This window comes from Sphingopyxis soli (assembly GCF_018682675.1).
In the GTDB taxonomy this organism is placed as follows: domain Bacteria; phylum Pseudomonadota; class Alphaproteobacteria; order Sphingomonadales; family Sphingomonadaceae; genus Sphingopyxis; species Sphingopyxis soli.
In genome coordinates, this window is sequence record NZ_JAFMTR010000020.1 from 42,916 (window position 1) to 66,259 (window position 23,344).

The 23,344-nt window shown below is 66.2% G+C and carries 23 protein-coding genes; 11 read left to right on the forward strand and 12 right to left on the reverse strand.

Annotated features, from left to right (window positions below; all coding sequences use genetic code 11):
• The first annotated feature begins 49 nt into the window (after positions 1–49).
• The 3 genes from J1N50_RS02905 to J1N50_RS02915 all read left to right on the forward strand — a co-directional run bounded on the left by J1N50_RS02905 (position 50) and on the right by J1N50_RS02915 (position 4,264).
• Positions 50–487: a DUF983 domain-containing protein gene (locus J1N50_RS02905; RefSeq protein ID WP_215350200.1), complete on the forward strand. Its 438-nt coding sequence runs from the start codon at positions 50–52 to the stop codon at positions 485–487.
• Positions 480–1,817: an aminotransferase-like domain-containing protein gene (locus J1N50_RS02910; RefSeq protein ID WP_215350202.1), complete on the forward strand. Its 1,338-nt coding sequence runs from the start codon at positions 480–482 to the stop codon at positions 1,815–1,817. Before J1N50_RS02905 ends, J1N50_RS02910 begins: the two co-directional genes overlap by 8 nt.
• Before the next feature lie 140 nt (positions 1,818–1,957).
• Positions 1,958–4,264, forward strand: a complete 2,307-nt coding sequence (locus J1N50_RS02915; protein WP_215350204.1) for a patatin-like protein — start codon at positions 1,958–1,960, stop codon at positions 4,262–4,264.
• 117 nt (positions 4,265–4,381) lie between these two features.
• Here J1N50_RS02915 and dnaJ read toward each other — a convergent pair whose 3' ends face one another.
• Together dnaJ and dnaK are read right to left on the reverse strand one after the other, a co-directional pair.
• Positions 4,382–5,518, reverse strand: coding sequence for a molecular chaperone DnaJ (gene dnaJ, locus J1N50_RS02920; protein ID WP_215350206.1), 1,137 nt, complete (start codon positions 5,516–5,518; stop codon positions 4,382–4,384).
• Positions 5,519–5,575: 57 nt separating this feature from the next.
• Positions 5,576–7,480, reverse strand: coding sequence for a molecular chaperone DnaK (gene dnaK, locus J1N50_RS02925; RefSeq protein WP_215350208.1), 1,905 nt, complete (start codon positions 7,478–7,480; stop codon positions 5,576–5,578).
• Positions 7,481–7,634: 154 nt separating this feature from the next.
• Between dnaK and J1N50_RS02930 the strand changes: the two genes are divergently transcribed.
• From J1N50_RS02930 to J1N50_RS02950, 5 genes are all read left to right on the forward strand, one after another.
• Positions 7,635–8,189 (forward strand): copper chaperone PCu(A)C, encoded by a 555-nt coding sequence (locus tag J1N50_RS02930; protein WP_215350210.1) that lies wholly within the window; start codon positions 7,635–7,637, stop codon positions 8,187–8,189.
• A 124-nt stretch (positions 8,190–8,313) separates the two neighbouring features.
• Positions 8,314–8,811 (forward strand): vgr related protein, encoded by a 498-nt coding sequence (locus J1N50_RS02935; RefSeq protein WP_215350212.1) that lies wholly within the window; start codon positions 8,314–8,316, stop codon positions 8,809–8,811.
• Complete coding sequence (locus tag J1N50_RS02940) at positions 8,808–9,383, forward strand: hypothetical protein (RefSeq protein WP_215350214.1); 576 nt, start codon at positions 8,808–8,810, stop codon at positions 9,381–9,383. Before J1N50_RS02935 ends, J1N50_RS02940 begins: the two co-directional genes overlap by 4 nt.
• Positions 9,384–9,410: 27 nt before the next feature.
• Positions 9,411–9,854 (forward strand): PH domain-containing protein, encoded by a 444-nt coding sequence (locus tag J1N50_RS02945; RefSeq protein WP_215350216.1) that lies wholly within the window; start codon positions 9,411–9,413, stop codon positions 9,852–9,854.
• Positions 9,855–9,904: 50 nt separating this feature from the next.
• On the forward strand, positions 9,905–11,254 hold the full coding sequence (locus J1N50_RS02950; protein ID WP_215350218.1) for a DNA recombination protein RmuC: 1,350 nt from the start codon (positions 9,905–9,907) through the stop codon (positions 11,252–11,254).
• A 208-nt stretch (positions 11,255–11,462) separates the two neighbouring features.
• On the opposite strand, the gene J1N50_RS02955 is transcribed toward J1N50_RS02950, so the two are convergent.
• The 8 genes from J1N50_RS02955 to J1N50_RS02990 form a co-directional block, all read right to left on the reverse strand.
• The gene (locus J1N50_RS02955) at positions 11,463–12,134 is read right to left on the reverse strand and encodes an META domain-containing protein (protein ID WP_246553012.1); all 672 of its coding nucleotides are present in this window, start codon (positions 12,132–12,134) and stop codon (positions 11,463–11,465) included.
• Between the two features lie 189 nt (positions 12,135–12,323).
• On the reverse strand, positions 12,324–13,142 hold the full coding sequence (locus tag J1N50_RS02960; RefSeq protein WP_215350223.1) for a TrmH family RNA methyltransferase: 819 nt from the start codon (positions 13,140–13,142) through the stop codon (positions 12,324–12,326).
• Positions 13,143–13,146: 4 nt separating this feature from the next.
• Positions 13,147–13,425: an HPr family phosphocarrier protein gene (locus tag J1N50_RS02965; protein WP_215350225.1), complete on the reverse strand. Its 279-nt coding sequence runs from the start codon at positions 13,423–13,425 to the stop codon at positions 13,147–13,149.
• A complete protein-coding gene (locus tag J1N50_RS02970; RefSeq protein WP_215350227.1) occupies positions 13,422–13,850 on the reverse strand; it encodes a PTS sugar transporter subunit IIA in 429 nt (142 codons plus the stop codon). Before J1N50_RS02970 ends, J1N50_RS02965 begins: the two co-directional genes overlap by 4 nt.
• A 14-nt stretch (positions 13,851–13,864) precedes the next feature.
• Positions 13,865–14,806 (reverse strand): RNase adapter RapZ, encoded by a 942-nt coding sequence (rapZ, locus tag J1N50_RS02975; protein ID WP_215350229.1) that lies wholly within the window; start codon positions 14,804–14,806, stop codon positions 13,865–13,867.
• Complete coding sequence (locus tag J1N50_RS02980; protein ID WP_215350231.1) at positions 14,803–15,249, reverse strand: HPr kinase/phosphorylase; 447 nt, start codon at positions 15,247–15,249, stop codon at positions 14,803–14,805. Before J1N50_RS02980 ends, rapZ begins: the two co-directional genes overlap by 4 nt.
• A 55-nt stretch (positions 15,250–15,304) precedes the next feature.
• Positions 15,305–16,909, reverse strand: coding sequence for a sensor histidine kinase (locus tag J1N50_RS02985; protein ID WP_215350233.1), 1,605 nt, complete (start codon positions 16,907–16,909; stop codon positions 15,305–15,307).
• A complete protein-coding gene (locus J1N50_RS02990; protein WP_215350235.1) occupies positions 16,899–17,609 on the reverse strand; it encodes a response regulator transcription factor in 711 nt (236 codons plus the stop codon). Before J1N50_RS02990 ends, J1N50_RS02985 begins: the two co-directional genes overlap by 11 nt.
• 246 nt (positions 17,610–17,855) lie before the next feature.
• Between J1N50_RS02990 and J1N50_RS02995 the strand changes: the two genes are divergently transcribed.
• Positions 17,856–19,457: a phosphoenolpyruvate carboxykinase gene (locus J1N50_RS02995; RefSeq protein WP_215350237.1), complete on the forward strand. Its 1,602-nt coding sequence runs from the start codon at positions 17,856–17,858 to the stop codon at positions 19,455–19,457.
• Positions 19,458–19,506: 49 nt separating this feature from the next.
• The gene (locus tag J1N50_RS03000) at positions 19,507–19,965 is read left to right on the forward strand and encodes a hypothetical protein (RefSeq protein ID WP_215350239.1); all 459 of its coding nucleotides are present in this window, start codon (positions 19,507–19,509) and stop codon (positions 19,963–19,965) included.
• A gap of 95 nt (positions 19,966–20,060) precedes the next feature.
• Here the strand turns inward: J1N50_RS03000 and J1N50_RS03005 are convergent, their stop codons facing one another.
• Positions 20,061–21,905 carry a DUF885 domain-containing protein gene (locus tag J1N50_RS03005; protein WP_215350241.1) on the reverse strand — a complete coding sequence of 615 codons (1,845 nt, stop codon included), beginning with the start codon at positions 21,903–21,905 and terminating at the stop codon, positions 20,061–20,063.
• A 128-nt stretch (positions 21,906–22,033) separates the two neighbouring features.
• A complete protein-coding gene (locus tag J1N50_RS03010; RefSeq protein ID WP_215350243.1) occupies positions 22,034–22,450 on the reverse strand; it encodes a DUF3597 domain-containing protein in 417 nt (138 codons plus the stop codon).
• Positions 22,451–22,627: 177 nt separating this feature from the next.
• Here J1N50_RS03010 and J1N50_RS03015 point away from each other — a divergent pair, with 177 nt between their 5' ends.
• On the forward strand, positions 22,628–23,251 hold the full coding sequence (locus J1N50_RS03015; protein ID WP_215350245.1) for a DUF937 domain-containing protein: 624 nt from the start codon (positions 22,628–22,630) through the stop codon (positions 23,249–23,251).
• Positions 23,252–23,344: the final 93 nt, after the last annotated feature.

A 23,344-nucleotide genomic window follows, 5' to 3' on the forward strand; every position in this document is an offset into this window, starting at 1 on the left:
GTGCGTCATTATGTATGGCATTATGTATGGTGATCTAGGATATGAGTCGATGACTGGCGAACTGGAAGGCCGCGAAAAATGGCTGTGGGTCTACCGGACCGGGCTCCACGGCCTTTGCCCGCATTGCGGCGAGGGCCGGATGTTCCGGCGCTGGCTGAAGGTGCAGGACCGCTGCCCCCACTGCGGGCTCGACTATGATTTCGCGGCGCCCGATGACGGTCCGGCGTTTTTCTCGCTCTGCTTCATCGCTTTCCCGCTGTTGTTCCTCGTCGTGTGGTTCGAGGTCGCCTTCAACCCGCCGTGGTGGATCCATCTGATCACCTCGGCGCCGCTGATGGTCATCCCGTGTCTTGCCGTGCTGCAGCCGATCAAGGGCTGGCTCGTCGCGTCGCAATATGTGAACAGGGCGCAGGAGGCGGGCACCGGCGCGCTGTGGGCGCAGCTCAATGCGCGCGCCAAGGGAGAGATGATCGACGCCGATGGCTGACGGCTGGATACCCGACCTGACGCGGACGCGCGGCGCCAAATATGTCGTGATTGCCGATGCGATCGCGAACGCGGTCGAGACCGGTGCGCTGCGCAGCGGCGACCGCCTGCCGCCGCAGCGCGACCTTGCGGCGCGGCTGGGAATCGACCTTACCACCGTTACCAAGGCGTATGAGCAGGCGCGAAGCGCCGGGCTGATCGGTGCGCGCGGGCGGGCGGGGAGCTTCGTGCTGCCGCAGGATGCGATCGCAGCGGGGCCGCCGCCGCGCGACACCGGAATGAACATGCCGCCCGAGGTCGAAGGCGGAACGTTGCTCGCGACGTGGGAGCGCACGGCAAGTGCGCTGCTGCGTGCACCGGGCGCGGGCGGGCGGCTGCACTATGCCCCTGCGGGCGGCCGCGAAGCCGACCGTGCGGCGGGAGCGGAGATTTTCGGCCGCATGGGGCTGGCGAGCGACGCCGGCCAGGTCGTCGTCACCGCAGGGGCGCAGAACGCGCTCCACGCGATCATCGGCGCGACGCTGGAGCGCGGCGATGTCGTGGCATGCGGCACGCATGTCTATCCCGGTTTTCTCGCGCTGGCGCGGCGCGCGGGGCTGCGGCTGGCGCCGCTCGCGTGCGTCGAGGCCGATGCGCTGGAGGCGCTGTGCCGGACGACGAAGGTGGCGGCGCTCTATGTGGTGCCGACAAACGACAATCCGACGACCGTGACGATCGCCGCCGACGAACGTGCGGCGCTGGCGCGGGTGGCGCGGCGGCATGGCGTCCGGATCATCGAGGACGATGCCTATGGCCAGCTTGCCGAAACGCCGATCGCGCCGCTGTCGAGCTTTGCGCCCGAACTCGGCTGGTATGTCGCCAGCCTGTCCAAGACGATCTCGCCCGCGCTCCGCGTCGCGCATGTCCGCACGCCGTCGGTCGCTGACGCGCTGGCGCTCGCGGCCGAGGTGCATGACGCGAATGTGATGCCGCCGCCGCTGGAGGCTGCGCTGGCGACGCGTTGGCTGGAGGACGGCAGTTACGACCGGCTGATCGGCGAGACACGGACCGAGGCGGCGGCGCGCCAGGCGATCGCGGCGGACGCGCTACCGGCGGGACGGTATGCCGCGCATCGGTGCGGATATCATCTGTGGGTTCCGCTGCCCGATGAGCGCGCCATGGCGAAAGCCGCGCGCGCACTGCGCGAGGCGGGGATGATGGCCATCCCGGCCAGCAGTTTTGCGGCGTGCGACAGCAATGTTCGCGCGTTACGCGTCTCGCTGGGCGGCGCCATCGACCGGGATGGATTGCGGCGCGGACTGACGATGCTGGCAAAACATCTGGCGGCCTGATGACCGGTGCCTGCCCTGGGGTGGATCCCAGCCTTTCAAATCTCGTCATGCTGGCTGCGGCGATGGCGGCCGACGCCCGATGTGGATCATTCCGTCTGGATAGGTGACGGCGCCCCCCAAAGCGCGCTATCGTCGACGCGATGCGGGAAAAGGAACTGCGCTTCGCCCTGATTTGCTACGGCGGCATCAGCCTCGCCGTCTATATGCACGGCATCACCAAAGAGATCTGGCGGCTCGCCGCGGCGTCGCGCGCCTTTCATGAGGGGCGGCCACAACAGGGTTCGGGGCGCGTCTATGGCGAGCTGCTCGCCGCGCTCGGCGAGCGCGGCGGGGTCAGGCTGCGGGTCATGGCCGACATCGTCGCGGGGGCGAGCGCGGGCGGCATCAATGGCATCTTCCTCGCGCGCGCGATCGCGACGGGCCAGTCGCTCGATCCGCTGACCGATCTGTGGCTGAAGGATGCCGATGTCGATTATCTGCTCGACCCCGACGCGCGGCCGCTGTCGGCGGCGACCAAATTCTGGGCGGTGCCGATCGCGGGCTGGGCGATGAAGCGGCGCGGCAATGTCATCGACCGCACGGTGGGCGAGGGCGCGCAGGAGGAGGTGCGCGCCAAACTGTCGCGCCTCGTGCGTGCGCGCTGGTTCGAGCCGCCCTTTGGCGGCGAGACTTTCTCGAACCTGCTGCTCGATGCGTTCGATGCGATGGACGAGGGGCCGGTCGGGCCGTCGCTGGTGCCCGCGGGGCAGCCGGTCGACCTGTTCGTCTCGGTCACCGATTTCGCGGGGCATAGCACGCCGCTGTCACTCAACAGCCCGCCGCGCGTCACCGAGCAGGAGCACCGGCTGGTGATCCATTTCCGGCAGGATCCGAAGGCGCCCGACGGACTGGACGACGTTCCCGCGCTCGCCGCGGCGGCGCGCGCGACCGCGAGCTTTCCGGGCGCTTTTCCACCCTTCACCTTGCGCGAGCTCGACCGGGTGCTGGACCAGCGCGGGATCGCATGGCCCGGCCGCGACGCCTTTATCCGCGCGCAGCTTCCGCCGGGCGGTGAGGCCGATCCCGCCGACCGGGTGCTGATCGACGGATCGGTGCTCGCCAACGCGCCCTTCCGCCCCGCGATCGCGGCGCTCAAGCAGCGGCCGGCGCGGCGCGAGATCGACCGGCGCTTCGTCTATATCGATCCCAAGCCCGATTATCGCTCGATCAGCTTCGGCAAGCCGGGCGAAGGAACGGCGGGGGAGGAGAAGAAGCTTCCCGGATTCCTGTCGACGATCCTTGGCGCGCTGTCCGAAATCCCGCGCGAGCAGCCGATCCGCGACAATGTCGAGGCGATCGAGGGCATGTCGCGGCGCATCCGGCGGATGCAGTATATCATCGACGCGATGAAGGTCGAGGTCGAGGAACAGGTCGCGGCGCTGTTCGGCACCACCTTCTTCCTCGATACGCCGACCCCGGCGCGGCTGCAGAAATGGCGCGCGAAGGCGCAGGACCAGGCGGCGGCGCGGTCAGGCTTCGCTTATGCGCCCTATGGGCATCTCAAGCTGTCGGCGGTGGTCGAGGAACTGGTCGGCACCGTCGACCGGCTGGCGCCGCCCGCGGGCGACATTCACCGGCGCAATCGCCGCAATGCGCTGTGGGACGAGGTGAGGGCGCGCGGGCTCGACCGGCTGTCGGGGCGGCGCGGGCTGGGCGCGAGCGACGATGCCGTGGTGTTTTTCCGCACCCATGATCTGGGGTTCCGCATCCGCCGTCTGCGCTTTCTCGCGCGCGAGCTCGATCGTGTCGTCGAGGCGAAGCGCGAGGTGCGCGATCCCGCGTGCGACGCGATGCGCGATGCGATCTATGCCGCGCTCGGCCAATATCTGGAGCGCGAGGGCGACGACTGGCTGGCCGAAATCGACGTGTCCGCCGACGCCGATGCGGCGGTGTGGATCGACGCGATCGGCGCGCGCCGCGACCTGATCGGCGCCGATGCCGAGGCCGACAATCTGGTCGCCGCGGGGCTCGCGCAGCTCCCCAAGGACGACCGGCGCAAGATGCTGCTCGCCTACCTCGGCTACCCCTTTTACGACATCGCGACCCTGCCGCTGCTCCAGGGCGAGGGGTTCGACGAGTTCGATCCGATCAAGGTCGACCGCATCTCGCCGTCCGACGCGACCGCGATCCGCAGCGGCGGCGCGGGGGCGATGCTGAAGGGGATCGAGTTCAACAGCTTCGGCGCCTTCTTCAGCCGCGCGTATCGCGAGAACGACTATCTGTGGGGGCGGCTCCACGGCGCCGACCGGCTGGTCGATATCGTTGCGAGCAGCGTCGCGGGCGCCTTGAGCGCGGAGCAACTGAGGGCGATCAAGCGGCGGGCGTTCCATGCGATCCTCGACGAAGAGGAAGAGCGGTTGCCGCGCGTCGGGGCGTTGATCGAGGAGATCAGGGGGGAGATCGGGTAAGCTCCCCGTCATTGCGAGGAGCGGAGCGACGAAGCAATCGCCAGTTGTCGCCGGTCAAGCGCGACGGCTGGACATTGCTTCGCTTCGCTCGCAATGACGGGGTGGGACTAACGGATATCAATCCGTCAGATCGTCCCACATTTCCCTGATGCGACCGAAAAAGCCGTGGCTCGCGGGGCATTCCTCGCCGGTTTCGGTCTCGCGAAACTCGCAGAGCAGTTCCTTCTGCCGCGCGGTGAGCTTGGTCGGCGTCTCGACGTCGATCTGGACGACGAGGTCGCCGGTGCCGCGGCCGTTGAGGACGGGCATCCCCGCGCCGCGCTGGCGAAGCTGCTTGCCCGACTGGATGCCCGCGGGAATGGCGATCTCGTGCTTCTTGCCGTCGAGCCCGGGGATGGGGATCGACCCGCCGAGCGCTGCGGTGGTGAAGCTGATCGGCGCGCGCGTGAACAGCGTCGTTCCCTCGCGCTCGAAGACCTTGTGCCGCGCCATGTGGAGGAAGATGTAGAGGTCGCCCGGCGCCGCGCCGCGCGCGCCGCTCTCGCCTTCGCCCGACAGGCGGATCCGCGTCCCCTCGTCGACCCCCGGCGGGATGGTGACGGTCAGCGTCTTGCGCCGGTCGACCCGGCCTTCGCCATGGCATGTATTGCAGGGGTCGGCGATGACCTCGCCCGCGCCCTGACAGGTCGGGCAGGTGCGTTCGACCATGAAGAAACCCTGCTGCGCGCGAACCTTGCCGTGGCCGGCGCAGGTCGAGCAGCGGTGCGTCGAAGTGCCGGGTTTCGCGCCCGAGCCGTCGCATGCCTCGCAGCGTGCGGCGACGTCGACCTGGATTTCGCGCGTCACGCCGGTGAAGGCGTCCTCGAGCTTGATCTCCATGTCGTAACGCAGGTCGGCGCCGCGGGCGGGACCGCGCTGCTGCCGCCCGCCGCCGCCAAAGGCCGAGCCGAAAATCGATTCGAAAATGTCGCCGATGTCGCCGAAATCGGAGGCATTGCCGCCGAAGCCGCCGCCGGGCCCGCCATTCTGGAACGCCGCCTTGCCGAACCGGTCATAGGCGGCGCGCTTCTGCGGGTCCTTCAGGCAGTCATAGGCTTCGTTGATCGCCTTGAACCGCGCTTCGCTGTCGCTGCACCCCGGATTCTTGTCGGGGTGATATTGCATCGCGAGCTTGCGGTACGCCGACTTCAGCGTCTTGTCGTCGGCGTTGCGCTCGACTTCGAGCAATTCGTAATAATCGATGTCGAGCGACATTCTCTGACCCCCTCATCCCCGCCGCGCCCAGGGGACGCGGCGGGGAGAGTTTCCTGCTTACTTCTTGTCGTCTTCGACTTCCGAGAATTCGGCATCGACGACATCTTCGTCGGCCTTCTTCTCGCCCGCGTCGGCGGCGGGCGACGCCGCGGCCTGCTGTTCCTTCTCGTAGATCGCCTGGCCCAGCTTCATCGCGACCTGCGCGAGCGCCTGCGCCTTTTCGGTCATCGCGGCGGGGTCGCCGCCTTCGACGGCGGTCTTGGCTTCGGCGATCGCCGCCTCGATCTCACCCTTGAGGCCGGGGTCGACCTTGTCGGCGTGTTCTTCGAGCTGGCGTTCGGTCGTGTGGATCAGGCTTTCGGCGTTGTTCTTCGCCTCGGCCGCCTCGCGGCGCTTCTTGTCCTCTTCGGCGAACTGTTCGGCGTCCTTGACCATCTGTTCGATGTCCGCGTCGCTGAGCCCGCCCGAGGCCTGGATCTTGATCTGCTGTTCCTTGCCGGTGCCCTTGTCCTTGGCGTGGACCGACACGATGCCGTTGGCGTCGATGTCGAAGGTCACCTCGATCTGCGGCACGCCGCGCGGCGCCGGCGGGATGCCGACGAGGTCGAACTGGCCGAGCAGCTTGTTGTCGGCGGCCATTTCGCGCTCGCCCTGGAACACGCGGATCGTCACCGCCGACTGGTTGTCGTCGGCGGTCGAATAGACCTGCGACTTCTTGGTCGGGATGGTGGTGTTGCGGTCGATCATGCGCGTGAACACGCCGCCCAGCGTCTCGATGCCGAGCGACAGCGGGGTCACGTCGAGCAGCAGCACGTCCTTGACGTCGCCCTGCAGCACGCCCGCCTGGATCGCGGCGCCGATCGCGACGACTTCGTCGGGGTTCACACCGGTGTGCGGTTCCTTGCCGAAGAAGTCCTTCACGACGTCGCGGACGCGCGGCATGCGCGTCATACCGCCGACGAGCACGACTTCGTCGATCTCGCTCGCCGACACGCCGGCGTCCTTGATCGCCTTCTTGCAGGGCTCGAGCGTGCGCTTGATCAGATCCTCGACGAGCTTTTCGAGGTCGGCGCGGGTGATCGTTTTCACCAGGTGCTTCGGCCCGTTGGCATCGGCGGTGATGAAGGGCAGATTGACCTCGGTCGTCGCGGCCGACGACAGTTCGATCTTCGCCTTTTCGGCGGCTTCCTTCAGCCGCTGCAGCGCGAGCTTGTCCGAACGCAGGTCGATGCCCTCGTCCTTCTTGAAGGTGTCGGCGAGATATTCGACGAGCTTGCTGTCGAAATCCTCGCCGCCGAGGAAGGTGTCGCCGTTGGTCGACTTCACCTCGAACACGCCGTCGCCGACTTCGAGAATCGAGATGTCGAAGGTGCCGCCGCCAAGGTCATAGACCGCGATCGTCTTGTTCTCGGTCTTGTCGAGGCCATAGGCGAGCGCCGCCGCGGTCGGCTCGTTGATGATGCGCAGCACTTCGAGGCCAGCGATCTTGCCGGCGTCCTTGGTCGCCTGGCGCTGCGCGTCGTTGAAGTAGGCGGGGACGGTGATCACCGCCTGCTCGACCTTTTCACCGAGATAGGCCTCGGCCGTTTCCTTCATCTTCTGGAGGATATAGGCGCTGATCTGCGACGGCGAATAATCCTCGCCGCCTGCCTTGACCCACGCGTCGCCGTTGGTGCCCTTGACGATGGTATAGGGGACGAGCTCCATGTCCTTCTTGGTCATGGGGTCGTCGAAGCGGCGGCCGATCAGGCGCTTCACCGCAAAAATCGTGTTCTCGGGGTTGGTGACGGCCTGGCGCTTTGCCGGCTGGCCGATGAGGCGCTCGCCGTCCTTTGCGAAGGCGACGATCGACGGCGTCGTGCGCGTCCCCTCGACATTTTCGATAACCTTGGGCTTGCCGCCTTCCATCACCGCGACGCAGCTGTTCGTGGTGCCGAGGTCGATCCCGATCACTTTGGCCATATTATCAACGTCCTTGTTGCTTTTTGGGCGCCCTCAAAAGGCACGCCTCACATGGAAATGTTGGGGGCGATATAGGTGCGCTTTAGCTTGGCACAAGGGCTTTGACGGCTTATCTGGACGATGAAAATTGACGCATTTCGGGAGTCCCAGAACGATGAAGCCCTTCGCACGCCGCGCATTGATCGGTGCAGCCCTTGCCGCCGCCGCCTTCACGCTGGCCGGGTGCAAGGAGAATCTGGGCGCCGGACCGCAGCTCAATGTGGTCGGCGGCTATATCCAGATGGGCGCGACGCCCGACCGTCCGGCGGTTGGATATTTCACCGTCACCGGGGGGCCGCGCGACGTGCAACTGATGGCGGTGACCGCCGACCTGGCGCAGCGCGTCGAAATGCACGAGAGCGTCAAGGAAAATGGTGTCGTGACGATGAAGCCGCTGATGAGCGCGGATGTGCCCGCCGAAGGCAAGCTGGAGTTCAAGCCCGGCGGCAAGCATCTGATGATCTGGAACATCAATCCGGCCGCCGTGCGCGCGGGCAAGCTGCCGATGGCCTTCGTGTTCACCAACAACAACAATGAGCGCATCCTCTTCGACCTGCCGATCAAGCAGGCTGCCGGAGCCGACACCGGCGGCGAGGCGGCGATGGACCACAGCAAGATGGGCCATGGCGCGATGGACGCCGACAAGGCGCCGGACCCGGAAAAGAAGTAAGCGTGCGTTCTGACGCTTCGTCATTGCGAGCGAAGCGAAGCAATCCGACGCGGTTTAACGGACACGCTGGATTGCCGCGGCGCCCCGGATCAGGTCCGGGGCTCTTGGCAATGACGGGGTTTTGATGCCGCGGCCGTCGCGACCTCTCACGACCGGCGAGATCGCACTCGCCCGGACCGTGTTCGGCGAAGCGATCGACTATGCGCGCGTTCGCGTGCGCCACTATAAGTGGATATTCTTCCAGCCGCGCCGCATCGTGATGGCGCCGATGGGCGATTTGCACTTCCACCCGAAAGGCAGTGTCTATTGCGACGATTTCTCATGCCCGGCCGGCGGGCGCGAGGCGGAACTGGCGGCGAAGGGGTTGTTCCTTCACGAGATGACGCATGTCTGGCAGGCGCAGCGGCGCGGCCGCTGGTATCTGGTGCTGATGCGGCATCCGTTCGCGACCTATGATTACAGCCTCAAACCCGGCTGGCCGCTCGAACGTTACGGGCTGGAGCAGCAGGCCGAGATCGTCCGGCACTATTGGCTTTTGACGCAGGGCCGCCTTGTCGGTGGCGCGCCCGATGCCGAATCCTATCGCGCGATCCTGCCGGCCGAGTGGGGAGCGGGGGCGTGAGCGATTTCGAGTTCGTCTTCGCGCTCTACAGCCTGCTTCTCGGCCTCTCGATGGTCGAGCTGCTCGGCGGGCTCGGGCGCGCGCTCGAGGCGCGGTTCGCGGCGGAGGCCGAGAAGGGGCGGTTCGCGATCGGGTCGCTGACGCCGCTCCTCGCGGTGTTCGTGATGCTCGACCTGCTGTCGTTCTGGGCCTCGGCATGGCGCGTGAAAGCGGATGTCGTCGTGTCGTCGGCCGCGCTGATGGCGGTGGTGGCTTTCGCCGGCCTCTATTTTCTTGCGGCGCGACTCGTCTTTCCCTCGCATCCCGAGGGGTTCGCCAATCTGGACACCCATTATTTTCGCGTGCGCCGCCTGGTATTCGGCCTGCTGCTTGTGCTGCTGGGCGCGCAACTCGCCTATTTCCTCAATCATCCCGACCTGTCGCGGTTACTGTTCCGGCCATTTCCGCTCGGGATGACGCTGCTTTTCGTCGCGCTGGTCGTCGCGGCGATGTGGGTGAAAGGGCGGCGCGCGAGTATCGCGATCCTGTCGCTGCTGATCGCGCGCTATGTTGTTGCCAATCTGATCGTTTAGGCCAATCTGTTCATTGGGGAGGTGCCCGTGCCCGAAGTTATCGATCGCTTCCGTTCCTCGACCTGGGGCTGGCTGCGCGGCACGCTCGTCGGCTGGCTGACCCTGTTGCTCTGTCTCGTCGGGGTTGGCCTCCTGATCATCCTCGTCCAGAGGATCCGCAACCTCGACATGACCTATGAGCTCACCGAGGACCGGCTGATCCTGCGCAAGGGGATTTTCGTCAAGAGCGTCGACGAGATCGAGCTCTATCGGGTGAAGGACGTCCGCATGGACTTCACGCTGATCAACCAATGGGCGGGGATCGGGACGATCAGCATCGATTCGTCCGACGAGACGACGCGCGAGGGCGCACTCGTGATGCCGCATATCGACCGTGCGGCCGAACGGCGCGAAGAACTGCGCCGGCTCGTCGATGCGGCGCGGCAGAAGCGCCGCGTGCGCGAACTCGACGTCGCGAGCGATCTCCTCTGAGGGGATTTTAGCGCTAGCCAGAGGTGCGGTGTTCGATCTATGTTCCGCGCATGGATGTCACCGCGCTCGCTATCGCCCTTGCCGCTCTCTGTCTCGGCGGCCTGATCGGCTGGCTGCTTGCCGGGCGGCAGGCGGGGGTGCTCAAGGCCGAGCGCGATGGATTGTCCGAGCGATTCAGGGCGGCGGTGACCGACCTTGCTGCGGAAGCCGAGGCGCGCAAGGCGGCGGACATTCGACTTTCCGCACTGCTTGCCGAACAGAAGGTGCGCGACGAGGCTCACGAGGCGCAGATCGCGCAGCTTCGCGACGCGCAGACGGCGCTCACCGCGCAATTCCGCGAGGTCGGGCAGACGATGCTGGATAAGGCGCAGCAGGATTTTCTGTCACGGGCCGCCGATCGCTTTAAGCAGAGCGAAGATATGGCGGAGCAAAAGATTGCGAAGCTGCTGCAGCCGGTCACGGATAGCCTCAAGCAATATGATGAGAAGCTGGGAGCGATCGAAAAGGCGCGGGTTGGGAGCTATGCCGAGTTGAACAAAGCGATCTCCGATCTTGCTTTAAGCAATGACGTCGTTCGCAAAGAGGCGTCCCGACTCGCGAACGTTATGACCTCAAGCCCGAAGGCGCGTGGACGTTGGGGCGAACAGCAACTTCTCACGATCCTGGAATCGGCCGGCTTGGCCGAGAATATCGATTTTGCACTGCAAACCTCCGTTAATGACGGCGAGCGCCAGCTTCGGCCCGATTGCATCATAAATTTGCCGGGCGACCGTTGCATTGTGATCGACGTCAAGTGCCCCCTGGTGCACTTCGAGGCCGCTTACGACGAGGATGACGAAACCAAGCGGGCCCATTTGTTGCTGCAGCATGCCAATGCACTGAGAACCTATGCTGCTGATCTTGGCCGCAAAGGCTATTGGCAGCAGTTCGAGAAATCGCCGGACTTTGTGGTGATGTTCGTGCCTGGCGAGCATTTTCTATCTGCCGCTGCGGAACGCGCCCCGGACCTTATTGAGGGCGCCTTTAGAAACGGTGTGATTATCGCTTCGACCATCAACATGCTTGCGCTCGCAAAGGTCATGGCTGGAATGTGGCGGCAGGAAAAATTAATGGGACAGGCTCGAGAGATTGCAGACCTTGGCAAGGAACTCCACGCCCGGCTGTATAAGATGGGGGAGCATGTTGCGAAGGTCGGCCAAAATCTCCAGCGCGCTTCGTCGGCATATAATGATTTTCTTGGCAGCCTTGATCGGCAGGTCATTTCGAGCGCCAAAAAATTCGAAAGCCTGAACATCGATACTGGCGGCAAGTCACTCGAAACGCCGCCTATGATCGAGTCTGCAATCCGGCCGAGCGCCAAACTGACGAGCGCCCCGGCGGCGGTCAACGATGGGGAATAACCCACATCCGCCGTCCCCGCGAAGGCGGGAATCCAACTTCGTGCATTGTCTGCGAGCGAGCACAAGCGGCAGACCGAAGACCCTTTGCGGTCTTTGCGCCTTTGCGTGATCCAAATTTATCTCACGCAAAGGCGCAAAGAACGCAAAGAAGGAAGAAGCTGGATATTCGCGTTCGCCGGGGTGACGTGGTGAGAGCGTGGGGGATGGTTCAAATCACCCGCTTCAGCACTGCCTTCTGACCATCGGCTGCGGTGATTTCGAGCGTGCCGTCGCTCGGGAAGCCGAGGCTGACCGGACCGCGCATCAGCGCGAAGAAGGCGCTTTCCTGCATCATACCCGCACCGGGACACGCCATTTTCGTCGCCATCAGCGGCCCGGCGGTCAGCGTGCTGCCCTCGATCCTGTAGCTGCCCGAGAAGCGATTGCATCCCGCGCTGCCGCTGAGGCGCGCGCCGTCGAATTGCAGCGAGGTCGCGCGGTCGCCCGCGACCGGCGCGCCGCCGATCGACACGAAGGTCCAGCTCGTCCCTGCAAGCTCGCCGGGCGGCAGCACGTCGCCGCCGCAGCCCTTCACCGTCTTGCCGCCGGCGGTGACGGTCACCGTGTCGCGATAGCGGCGGTCGCTCATCCCGTCGCTGCATGGTGCGTGCGTGACGTCGACCGTCAGTCGGTCGGTGACATAGCGTTCGCCGTTGAACGACGGCCGCGCGCCGGGGTTGGCGACGGCGATCTTCGTCTCGCCATAGTCGCCGTTGTAGTTCAGCTGTTCGGGGGTGATCTCGAGCGTCCAGCCGGGCTCGGTGCCGAGCGCGAAATAGGCGGCGGGTTTCGGACCCTGCGGCGGCTGAGCGGCGGGTGCGCAGGCGGCGAGGGCCAACATGGCCAGGGGCGCATATCGAAGCATGGATCGTCTCCTCCACTCGTCATGCTGAACTCGTTTCAGCATCCATGGCCCGCCTTTTCGTTCCACGCCGGCGTCAGAACATGGGCCCTGAAACACGTTCAGGGTGACGATGTTTCTCGAGCAATGCTTCTATGCGGCATCCGATGTCGCGCCGATGAACCGGCGCTAACTCGGTCGCCGCTGGTTCAGCACCTCATAGGCCATGACCGCCGCCGCAACGGCGGCGTTCAGGCTGTCGGCCTTGCCCATCATCGGCATCTTCACGCGCACGTCGGCGGCTGCGGCATAGGCTTCGGGCATTCCCTGCGATTCATTGCCGATCAGGATGAAGGTCGGGGCCGCATAGCGCACCGCCTGATAATCCCGCGTATCGTCGCCGAGCCAGGTCGCCACCAACTGGCCGGGACCGCTGCGCAGCCAGGGCAGGAATTCCTCCCAGCGGGCCTGCACAAGGCGCTGGGTGAAAATCGCCCCCATGCTGGCGCGCACCGCCTCGACCGCATAGGGATCGGTCGACTCATCGAGCAGGATCAGCCCGCCTGCACCGACCGCATCGCCGGTGCGCAGCATCGTGCCGAGATTGCCCGGATCGCGCAGCCGCTCGGCGACGAGCCAGATCGGCGCAGCGCTGCGGTCGAGGTCGGCCAGCGCGGTTTTCGGTTCGGCATAGATGCCGACGATCGTCTGCGCATTGTCCTTGCCCGACAGTTTGGAGAGGATCGCGGGCGCGGTGTCGATCACCTCGCCGCCGCCCGCCAGCGTCGCCTCGACCAGCGTCTGCGCCAGCGGATGACCCGCGCCCTCATTGGCCAGAAACAGCCATTGCGGCAGCACGCCCGCCTCGCGTGCCTCGGTCGCGATGCGCAGCCCCTCGGCCAGGAACAGCCCCTCGGCGCGCCGGTGCCGCTTTTCGCGCAGCAGGCGCATCCGCTTGACCAGCGGGTTGGAAAGGCTTTCGATGCGGCTGCGGCGACCGGTCGCCATGGGATCAATCCTCGCCGAAGCTGTCCTTGACCAGCCCGACGAGCTTCAGCAGCGCGGCATCGGCGCCGTCGCCGCGGGTGTGAATCGTGATGCGGTCGCCCTTCGCGGCGCCAAGCATCATCAGCCCCATGATAGAGGTGCCGTTGACCCGCGATCCGCCCTTTTCGACCTCGACCGAAACGGTGTCGGGCAGGCGGCTGACGAAGGTCACGAACTTGGCGCTCGCGCGTGCGTGGAGTCCCCGCTGGTTGGTGATCTCGACCGTCTCGCTGGCTTCGCTCATGGTCCCACTCCCAGCATCTCCGATGCGACGGAGATATATTTCTGGCCCGCTTCTCTCGCTGCGGTAACCGCAGCGCGCAGGTCCATCGTCTTGCGCGCGCTTTCGAGCCGGATCAGCATCGGCAGGTTGACGCCCGCGATCACCTCGGTCCGGCCGCTCTCCAGCAGGCTGATCGCGAGGTTCGACGGGGTGCCGCCGAACAGGTCGGTCAGCATGATCACGCCGCGCCCCTCATCGACGGTGCGAATCGCGTCGGCGATTTCCTTGCGGCGCATCTCCATATTGTCGTTGGGACCGATGCAGACGGTGGCGATCGCGCGCTGCGGGCCGACGACATGCTCCATCGCGGTCACCATTTCCTCGGCCAGCCGGCCGTGGGTCACAAGGACCATCCCGAGGAGCGGCAGTGCTTTGTCGGTGGGCATGAAATGCGAGACCCTTATCTGTCGCCGCCGGCCGCGGGAGCTGCGGGCGGGGGCTTGCCCTCAAGCCCATCTTGCGGCGCCGAGTCAAGATTGCGGTGGGTCAGCACTGGCTCATAACCGGACTCGCGTAGCGTTTGGGCAACACGCGATGCGACATGGACCGACCGGTGGCGTCCGCCAGTGCAGCCGAAAGCGATGGTGACATAGCTTTTGCCCTCGGCGCGATAGCGCGGCAGCAGCGTCAGGATCAGCCTTTCGATCTGCGCGACGCTGTCCGCATAGGCGGGATCGGCCATCACATAGGCCGCGACATCGGCGTCGAGTCCGGTGCCAGGCTTGAGCGTCGGATCCCAGTGCGGATTGCGCAGATAGCGCATGTCGAAAACCAGATCGGCGTTGCGCGGCAAACCGCGCGCGAAGCCGAAGCTCAGCACATTGAGGACCGGCGCGCCCTCTTCGGTGTCGCCGAACCGCTGGCGGACCTCCTGTTGCAGGTCGTTGCTGCTGTAGTTGGTGGTGTCGACGACATGCTCGGCCCAGCGGCGGAGCGGCTCCATCATCTCGCGTTCGCGCGCGATGCCGTCGGCGGCGGGGCGATCCTCGGCCATCGGATGGCGGCGGCGGGTTTCGGAGAAGCGGCGTTCGAGTTCGGCGCCCGCGCAATCGAGGAACAAGGTCTGGACATCGCGGCCGCCGTTCTGGCGCAATTCCTTGATCTGTTTGACAAGCAGCGCGGGCCGAAAGCCGCGGCTGCGGCTGTCAATGCCGACCGCGATCGGCCGGTTCGCCTCGCTGCGCTTCGCCGGCGCCTCGATCAGCGCATCGAGCAGCGCGAGCGGCAGATTGTCGACGACCTCCCAGCCCAGATCCTCCAGCACCTTGAGCGCGGTCGACTTGCCCGCGCCCGAGAGTCCCGTGACGAGGAGCAGGCGCGGCTCTGCGGCGGCCGCGGTCATCGCTCGGGAGCCAGCCGTTCCAGCGCGAGCAGGATCTTGATCGGAGCCGAGGCTTCGAAGGCCGAGAGCAGCAGCGCGGGAAGCGGGTGACCGGCGACCATCTCGACCTGACCCACCGCCGGCATCCGGTCGTAACGGTCGCTGAGGCGCACCGCGAGTGCCAGGGGCACCGGCGCGGTCCAAGGCTTTTCGACAATGCCGATCCCGCGTACCTCGAGCTTGCCGGCCAGCTCCTCGGGCGGGCGGCACCACAGCCGGTCGCGGTCGTACCAGATGTCGCAGCGGTCGTCGGCGACCAGCCGCGCTCCCTTGTCGATCAAGCGCAGCGCGAGGTCGGACTTGCCCTGCCCCGAATTGCCGAGGATCAGCACGCCGCCACTGCCCGCCGCGACGCAGCTGGCGTGGATATTCTGGATCTCGGGCTTGGTCCTGCTCGGGAACATCACCGGGGCTTAACGGCGATGTTACGCCGCTGCAAGGAAGATGGGGCGGCGAGCGTTAACCCTGCTCTTCCGATCGTTCGCGCGCGGGCAGGGTGATCAGCAGGCTCGCGCCGCGCTTGCCGTCGTCGCGGTCGCGCGCGGAAATCGTTCCCTGATGCCCCTCGATGATCGTCCGGGCAATCGCCAGCCCCAGCCCGCTGTGCTTGCCGAACGCTTCGTCGCGCGGCCTTTCGCTGTGAAATCGGCGAAAGATGGCCTCGCGCTGGTCGGGGTCGATGCCCGGGCCGTCGTCGTCGACGCGGATATGCACCTCGTCGCCGAGCCGCGTCGCCGCGATGCAGACGAGGCCCGCATCGGGGGAGAAGCTGATCGCGTTGTCGATGACATTGTCGATCGCCCGTTCGAGGCGGTGGCCGTCGCCCATCACCGTCGTCGTGCCCTTGCGCGGGCGGGCGAAGGCGATGCGCGGGTTCGGCCCGTTCCCGGCGCGCGCGGCGCGGCCCGCGAGCATCGATTCGATCATCAATCCGATGTCGATCGGCTCGAACAGGGTGCGCGAGAGCTGCGCGTCGATGCGGCTCGCATCGCTGATGTCGGTGACGAGCCGGTCGAGGCGGCGGACGTCCTCGTCGGCGATGGCGAGCAATTGCTCGCGCTGCGCGTCGGTCGTGACGCGCCCCAGCCCCTCGATCGCCGAGCGGACCGACGCGATCGGATTCTTGAGCTCGTGCGTCACGTCGGCCGCGAAATGCTCGCCCGCGTCGATGCGTTCGCGCAGCGCCTGCGTCATGTCGCTCAGCGCGCGCGCGAGCGTGCCGATCTCGTCGCGGCGGCTGGGCAGGCGCGGCACGACGACCTCGCGCGCGCGGCCGAGGCGAACGCGCACGGCAGCCCGCGCGAGCCGGCGCAAGGGGCGGACGATCGTGCGCGCAAGGAACAGCGAGAGAAGAACCGAGGTGATCAGCACCATCGAAACGACGATCGCGAGCCGCAGGCGCTCGGCGCGGACGGTGCGCGTGATGTCGCGCGCGTTGAGCGTCATCATCATCACCTCGGGCGTTTCGAGGTCGACGACGCGCGCCGCGCTGAGCAGCGGAGTGCGTTCGGGGGCGTAGCGGAAGCGGCTGCTCGCCTTGCCGGTGCGGAAGGCTTCGACGACTTCGGGCCAGGCCCCGCCCACATCGGTTCGCGGCTCCTCGAAATCGGGATAGGTCGGCGCGCCGACGATCCAGTCGATGCCGCGATCCATCGCGCGCGCGGCATCGCGCTTCCATGGCTGGAGATCGGGGTCGCGCAGCGTGTAGGTCGGCGGACCGCTCGTGAAACTGTCCGACAGCTTGGCGCCGCCGGGCGCATAGAAGCGCAGCCGCGATTCGGTCGCGCGGGTGAAGCTGTCGATCAGGCGCTGGCGCTGGTCGGGGCGGGCTGCCTCGAGCGCCTCGTCGAGCTGCGCGAGCTGGTCGGCCATCACGTCCATGCGGGTATCGACAAGGCGGGTGCGATAGGTGTCGAGATAGAAGAAGCCGCCGCCGAACAGGATGATCGCAAGGATGTTGACCGCAAGGATGCGCGTCGTCAGCGACCAGCGCGCCGACCAGACGAGCGGCGCCTCTTCCTGCTCGGCAAGGCTGCCCTCGGGTCGCTTGCTGTCAGCCGTCATCGGAAAAGCGGTAGCCCGCTCCGTACAGGGTCGCGATGGCGTCGAATTCGGGGTCGACCTCGCGGAATTTCCGGCGCAGCCGCTTGATGTGGCTGTCGATCGTGCGGTCGTCGATATAGACATCGTCCTGATAGGCCGCGTCCATCAACTGGTTGCGGCTGCGCACGATGCCGGGGCGCGACGCCAGCGTCTCCAGGATCAGGAATTCGGTGACGGTCAGGGTGACGTCCTTGCCGTCCCAGCTCACCTTGTGGCGCGCGGGGTCCATCGTCAGTCGGCCGCGGCTGATCGGATCGGCGACGGGTTCCTCATCCTCGCTCGGCGCCGCGCGGTTGAGCTCGACGCGGCGCAGGATCGCGCGGATGCGCGCGATCACCAGCCGCTGCGAGAAGGGCTTGGCGATATAATCGTCGGCGCCCATCGCGAGGCCGAGCGCCTCGTCGATCTCGTCGTCCTTGCTGGTCAGGAAGATGACGGGAAGCTGGCTTTTCTCGCGCAGCCGACGGAGCAGTTCGAGCCCGTCCATGCGCGGCATCTTGACATCGAAGACGGCGAGGTCGGGCGGGTTGTCGATCAGCGGCTTCAGCGCCGCCTCGCCATCCGAATAGACGCGCGTGACGAACCCTTCGGCTTGGAGGGCGATCGAGAGCGATTGCAGGATGTTGCGGTCGTCGTCGACCAGCGCGATGGTTGCCGTCATGCTCTTTCCATTGGGCGGACCAACGAGCGATTAGCCGATAAGCGGCCGAGCGACAACCGGGCCCGACCGGACGGTCATTTACCCTTTAATCTTTTGACCTCGGCCCTCATCATCGCTAACGCGGCCGGGATTTCAGAATCGACGTATCCGTCGGCACCCCATGGTCATGCGGGCCCATCGCTCTCGCATGGCATGTGCTGCATACCTATGCAAAGGTGCGGTCGGGACAGAGGAGAGGCGAAGAAAATGACGAAGCTTGCAATCGGCGCCGACACCGTCGACACGAAGGCCGACGTAGCCGAGAACCTTGGAACCTCGGCGTTGATCGAGGAAGCAATCCGCGGCGGCGAGGGCCTGCTCGCCAAGGACGGCCCGCTGGTCGTCCAGACCGGCAAGCACACCGGGCGCAGCGCCAAGGACAAGTTCATCGTCCAGGACGACGAGACGCGGGGCACCATCTGGTGGGGCAAGACCAACGTCCCGATGACCCCCGAGCATTTTGCGGCGCTGAAGGCCGATTTCCTTGCGCACCTCGCCGAGCGCCCGCGCCTTTATCGTCAGCAGCTGTTCGGCGGCTCGCAGCCCGAGCATCGCGTCGGCGTGCAGGTCATCACCGAATTCGCCTGGCACAGCCAGTTCATCCGCACCCTGCTCTGCCGCCCCACCGCGGCGGAGCTGGCGGCGTTCGCGGCCGAATATACGATCATCGACCTGCCGAGCTTCCGCGCCGACCCCGCCAAGCACGGCACGCGCACCGAGACGGTGATCGCGGTCAACTTCACCGAAAAGCTGATCCTGATCGGCGGCACGCAGTACGCCGGCGAGATGAAGAAGTCGGTGTTCGGCATCCTCAACTATCTGCTGCCCGTGAAGGGCGTCATGCCGATGCACTGCTCGGCGAACATCGGTCCGAATGGCGATACGGCGGTCTTCTTCGGCCTGTCGGGCACGGGCAAGACGACCTTGTCGGCCGACGCATCGCGCACGCTGATCGGCGACGACGAGCATGGCTGGTCGGACACCGCGGTCTTCAATTTCGAGGGCGGCTGCTATGCCAAGATGATCCGCCTCTCGCCCGAGGCCGAGCCCGAGATTTTCGCGACGACGAAGCGCTTCGGCACGGTGCTCGAGAATGTCGTGATGGACCCGGAAACGCGCGAACTCGATTTCGACGATGCGAGCCTCGCCGAGAACAGCCGCGGCTCGTATCCGATCGATTTCATTCCGAACACTTCGGAAAAGAATATGGGTCCGGTCCCGACCAACATCATCATGCTGACCGCCGACGCCTATGGCGTGCTGCCCCCGATCGCGAAGCTGACCCCCGACCAGGCCATGTATCACTTCCTCTCGGGCTATACCGCGCGCGTCGCGGGGACCGAGATCGGCGTGACCGAGCCCGAGGCAACCTTCTCGACCTGCTTCGGCGCGCCCTTCATGCCGCGCCACCCGTCGGTGTACGGCAACCTCCTCAAGGAACGCATCGCCAAGGGCGGGGTGCAGTGCTGGCTGGTCAACACCGGCTGGACCGGCGGCATGGCGACGATGGACGGCATCAAGCGCATGCCGATCAAGGCGACGCGCGCGCTGCTCAACGCCGCGCTCGACGGCAGCCTCAACGACGCCGAATTCCGCAAGGACCCGAATTTCGGCTTCATGGTGCCGGTCGCGGTGCCGGGCGTCGACAGCGGGCTGCTCGACCCGCGCGAAGCCTGGGCCGACAAGGCAGCCTATGACCGCACCGCGCAAACGCTGGTCGGGCAATTCATCGACAATTTCGCCCAATTTGCGGAGCATGTCGACGAGGGCGTCCGTCAGGCCGCGCCGCAGGCGGCCGTCGCAGCATAATCAGCCCGGAGATCTTCCGGGTGCTCCATCACCCGGAAGGACCGGACAGATGACCACCGAATTTTCGCCGCGCCTGTTCGAGCGCGATTCCGAAATCCGCGCGCTTGGCGAAGGCCTGCTCGCCTGTGCGCTGCCGCGCGAAGCCTGGACGCACGAGGCGCATCTCGGCGCCTGCCTGTGGCTGCTGAGCGAGCGCCCCGATATCGACGTCGATGCCGAGATTGGCGGCATCATCCGCCGCTTCAACGAGAGCGTCGGCGGCGTCAACGACGATACGCAGGGCTATCACGACAGCATCACGCGAGCCTATGTCGCGGGCGTGCGGCTCTTCCTATCGGAGACCACCGCAACGAGCCTTGTCGAGCGTGTCAACGCGATGCTGCTGTCCGACGTCGGCCGTCGCGACTGGCCGCTGCGCTTCTACAGCCGCGAGCTGCTTTTTTCGGTCCCGGCGCGGCGCGGGTTCGTCGAACCCGATCGGATGCCTTTGCCTGTGGCGCATAAATAAGGCGGTGTGCTCCCGCGAAGGCGGGAGCCCATCTCCGGTCGGCGCAATTTTGAACCTTGGGAGATGGGTCCCCGCCTTTGCGGGGACACACGATACTAGCCCTTCGCTCCCGCGATATATTCGTCGACATTCTTCGCGAGGACGTCGAGCGGGACATTGCCGCCCTTGACCACCGTATCGTCGAAATCGCGGAGGTCGTATTTTGTCCCCAGTGCGGTCTGTGCCCGGCCGCGCTGGCGGACGATCTCGCTGTGCCCGACCTTGTAGCCGCACGCCTGGCCGACCCAGCTGCAATAGCGGTCGACTTCGCTCGCGACCTCGAGCGGGTTCGAGCCGTTTTCCCTGACGAAGAATTCGACCCCCTGCTCGCGCGTCCAGCGCTTGGCGTGGATGCCGGTGTCGACGACGAGGCGGCAGGCGCGGAAGGCGAGCGACTGAAGATAGCCGAGCCGCCCGACCTCGAAATCGTCGTAGAGGCCGAGTTCGTCGGCGAGCTGTTCGGCATAGAGCGCCCAGCCTTCCGAATAGGCGTTGAACGCCAGCATCGTGCGGATGAGCGGCATCGAATGCGCATATTCTCCCTGCCACGCATGGCCGGGGATCGCCTCGTGCATCGTCAAATCGGGCAGCGAATATTTGCTGTGCAGATCGGTGGTGCGCAGGTTGATCCAGAACCGGCCGGGGATGCTGCCGTCGATCGACCCCGCGCCGCCATAGGCCGCTGGCGCGCCAGGTTCCTCGGCGAGCGGGAGCCGCTTCACCTCGACATTGCCCTTCACCAGCGTGCGGAAGGCGCGTGGCAATTGCGCGCGGATCTTGCCGAGCCAGGTCTGGATATAGGCGACGATCTCGGCGCGGCCCTGATCATTGTCGGGGAATTTGAAGCGCGGATCCTTGGCGAGTTCGTTCATCCGGTCGCCGACCGAGCCGTTGGTGTAGCCGAGCTTCTTGAGGATCGGGTCCATCCGGCCGTGCAGGTCGGCGAGCTGTTCGCGGCCCATCGCATGGACCTCGTCGGGCGTCATCCGCGTCGTTGTCGAGGCGCGAAGCGCCCAGGCGTAGAATTCGTCGCCGTGCGGCCGCGCCCACATGCCGGCGTCCATCGTCGCCTTCGGTCGCTGCGCCTTCAACTCGGCGAGCTGGCGTTCGAGCGCGGCGGCGACCGGACCCTGCACGATCTTCGACGACCGCGCGGCCCAGTCGCCGGCGATCTTCGCCGCCGCGGCGCGGGTGACGAGGCTCTCGACCATCCCGCCGCCAGCTTTCGCGTCGGCGAGCGTCGCTTCGAGCTGCATGACCGCCTTGTCGATCAGAAAGGCAGGGGCGATGAGCCCTTGTCCGCCTGCGGCTTTGAGGCGTTCGGTCTCGCCGTCCAGCACCCCCGGAAAGGCGTTGAGGCGGGCGAGATAAGCCTCGGCATCGGCGGCGCTCTTGACCGGATGGTCGCTGTCGAGGAATTTCGGAATGTCCAGATAGGCGCCGACATTTTGGATCACGACATAGGGCGTGTTGCGCCAGCCGCCGACCGCGACGTCGCCATAGGGCTGCGCAAAGCCGTCGATCGCGACGCTGTAGGCGCTGTCGACGACCGCGAGGCTGGTGCGCGTCGCATGGTCGAGCCCGTCGGTCTTGAACGCACGGATACGCGCGACGTCGGCCTTCAGCGTGTCGGCGATCTTCTGTTGTCCCGCCGCCGACCGGTCGCCGAGCTGCCCGCGCATCGCGGCACGCGCGCCGGTGTCGATGCCAAGCCCGGTCGCGCCCTCGGGCGAGAGGGCGAGGAGATTGTCGGCGATCGAATCGAGGAGCTTTTGCGCCTCGCCATGCTCCGGCGCCTGCAGCGCGGCGACCGGATGCGCGATCGCCAGGCCCGCTGCACCCACGCCGAGCGTGGCGAGCGTCTGGCGGCGGCTGACGGCGGTGGAAAGAATATCGGACACGAACAGGCTCCCTCGGGCGACTTTGTTGCTGTTGAAACCTGTCTAGGCGGCGGCTCGCGCCGGTCAATGAAAAGGGGCCGGGAAAACCTGCGCTCTCCCGACCCCCGTCGAAATTTGTGGACCGTCCGTCAGTCGGTGAGGTCGGCGGGCACCTTGCCTCCGTTCGCGGCGAGTTCGCGCATCACCGCCTTGTGCAGCCAGATGTTCATTTCCGCGCTGCCGTCGAGCGCCCCGGTGTAGCCGAGCTCGGTCGCCAGCTCCTTGCGGTTGGCGAGGCTCGAATCGATGCCGAGCAGCTTCATCAAATCGACGATCGAGGTGCGCCAGTTGAGATCCTGGCCTGCCTTCGCGGCCTCGCCGGACAGAATTGCCTCGACGTCGACCTCGCTGATTGCGGCGGAGGTTTCGGCCGCGGCAGCCATCGCGCTCGTCGCGGCGCCGACCGCGGCGCCGATCGCGCTTGCCGATGCCGACGGGGCGGCGGGTTCTGCAGCCTCGGCCTTCTTGCCGAAGATCGCGTCCTTGATCTTGCCGAAAATGCTCATCTTTTCACTCCCACTAAGATGCGCGGCTATCCCGACCGGGGCGAGTCGCTGGGCCGCAGAATGGACCTATGCATTTGTAAATGACAGCGAAATGAACGACTCCTCCTGGCCGGCCGACGGCGCTATGCTGCCGCCCATCGGCATGGCTGGATCGCGTGCCGAAGTGGGAGACTGGATATGAATCTGGCCGACATATTGGCGCAAGCCGGTGGCATCGAATCGATGGCGAAGGAACTGGGGGTTCCGCCCGGCGTGGCGCAGCAGGGCGCCGAGGCGCTGCTTCCCGCGATCCTCGGCGGCTTCAAGAAGCAGGCACAGGGTGGCGGCGGGATCGAAGGTCTTGGCGCACTGCTCGGCCAGCTCGGCGGCGGCCGACTGCTCGACTCGGTGCTGGGCTCACAGCCGACCCCGATCGAGCCGGGCAATGAAGTGCTCGGCCAGATTTTCGGGGCGAAGGACGTCAGCCGCTCGGTCGCCGACCATGCGGCAGGGCAGACGGGGATCAGCGCGGGCCTGCTCAAGCAGATGCTGCCGATCCTCGCGATGATGGTCGCGGGCTATATGGCGAAGCAGGGTGGTCAGGGCCAACAGGGCGGGTCCGGCGGGCTCGGCGACCTGATCGGCGGCGCCTTGGGCGGCGGCGGATCGTCGGGCGGGCTCGGCGGGATGCTGGGCGGGGTGCTTGGCGGCGCGGGTGCGTCGGGCGGCGGGCTGGGCGGCCTTGGCAAGATGCTCGACATGGACGGCGACGGCAATCCGCTCGACGACATCATCGGCATGGCCGGGAAATTGCGGGGGTAACGAGCTTCTGATCGCGTCGTCCGGATCCGGCCGGTTGCGGACGCGGAATTCCTCCCTGTGGCGTAGCCATGGGGAGGTGGCAGCGCGAAGCGC

Bases quoted from the DNA above. Each gene is read 5' to 3' on its own strand.
- J1N50_RS02990 (WP_215350235.1), bottom strand. From the start codon at position 17,609: ATGACGGCAACCATCGCGCTGGTCGACGACGACCGCAACATCCTGCAA.
- J1N50_RS02965 (WP_215350225.1), bottom strand. From the start codon at position 13,425: ATGAGCGAAGCCAGCGAGACGGTCGAGATCACCAACCAGCGGGGACTC.
- J1N50_RS02980 (WP_215350231.1), bottom strand. From the start codon at position 15,249: ATGTTCCCGAGCAGGACCAAGCCCGAGATCCAGAATATCCACGCCAGC.
- J1N50_RS02985 (WP_215350233.1), bottom strand. From the start codon at position 16,909: ATGACGGCTGACAGCAAGCGACCCGAGGGCAGCCTTGCCGAGCAGGAA.
- J1N50_RS03010 (WP_215350243.1), bottom strand. From the start codon at position 22,450: ATGAGCATTTTCGGCAAGATCAAGGACGCGATCTTCGGCAAGAAGGCC.
- J1N50_RS02905 (WP_215350200.1), top strand. From the start codon at position 50: ATGACTGGCGAACTGGAAGGCCGCGAAAAATGGCTGTGGGTCTACCGG.
- J1N50_RS02960 (WP_215350223.1), bottom strand. From the start codon at position 13,142: ATGGCGACCGGTCGCCGCAGCCGCATCGAAAGCCTTTCCAACCCGCTG.
- J1N50_RS02915 (WP_215350204.1), top strand. From the start codon at position 1,958: ATGCGGGAAAAGGAACTGCGCTTCGCCCTGATTTGCTACGGCGGCATC.
- J1N50_RS02995 (WP_215350237.1), top strand. From the start codon at position 17,856: ATGACGAAGCTTGCAATCGGCGCCGACACCGTCGACACGAAGGCCGAC.
- J1N50_RS02930 (WP_215350210.1), top strand. From the start codon at position 7,635: ATGAAGCCCTTCGCACGCCGCGCATTGATCGGTGCAGCCCTTGCCGCC.
- J1N50_RS02935 (WP_215350212.1), top strand. From the start codon at position 8,314: ATGCCGCGGCCGTCGCGACCTCTCACGACCGGCGAGATCGCACTCGCC.
- dnaK (WP_215350208.1), bottom strand. From the start codon at position 7,480: ATGGCCAAAGTGATCGGGATCGACCTCGGCACCACGAACAGCTGCGTC.
- J1N50_RS02910 (WP_215350202.1), top strand. From the start codon at position 480: ATGGCTGACGGCTGGATACCCGACCTGACGCGGACGCGCGGCGCCAAA.
- J1N50_RS03000 (WP_215350239.1), top strand. From the start codon at position 19,507: ATGACCACCGAATTTTCGCCGCGCCTGTTCGAGCGCGATTCCGAAATC.
- rapZ (WP_215350229.1), bottom strand. From the start codon at position 14,806: ATGACCGCGGCCGCCGCAGAGCCGCGCCTGCTCCTCGTCACGGGACTC.
- J1N50_RS02950 (WP_215350218.1), top strand. From the start codon at position 9,905: ATGGATGTCACCGCGCTCGCTATCGCCCTTGCCGCTCTCTGTCTCGGC.
- J1N50_RS02955 (WP_246553012.1), bottom strand. From the start codon at position 12,134: ATGTTGGCCCTCGCCGCCTGCGCACCCGCCGCTCAGCCGCCGCAGGGT.
- dnaJ (WP_215350206.1), bottom strand. From the start codon at position 5,518: ATGTCGCTCGACATCGATTATTACGAATTGCTCGAAGTCGAGCGCAAC.
- J1N50_RS03015 (WP_215350245.1), top strand. From the start codon at position 22,628: ATGAATCTGGCCGACATATTGGCGCAAGCCGGTGGCATCGAATCGATG.
- J1N50_RS02970 (WP_215350227.1), bottom strand. From the start codon at position 13,850: ATGCCCACCGACAAAGCACTGCCGCTCCTCGGGATGGTCCTTGTGACC.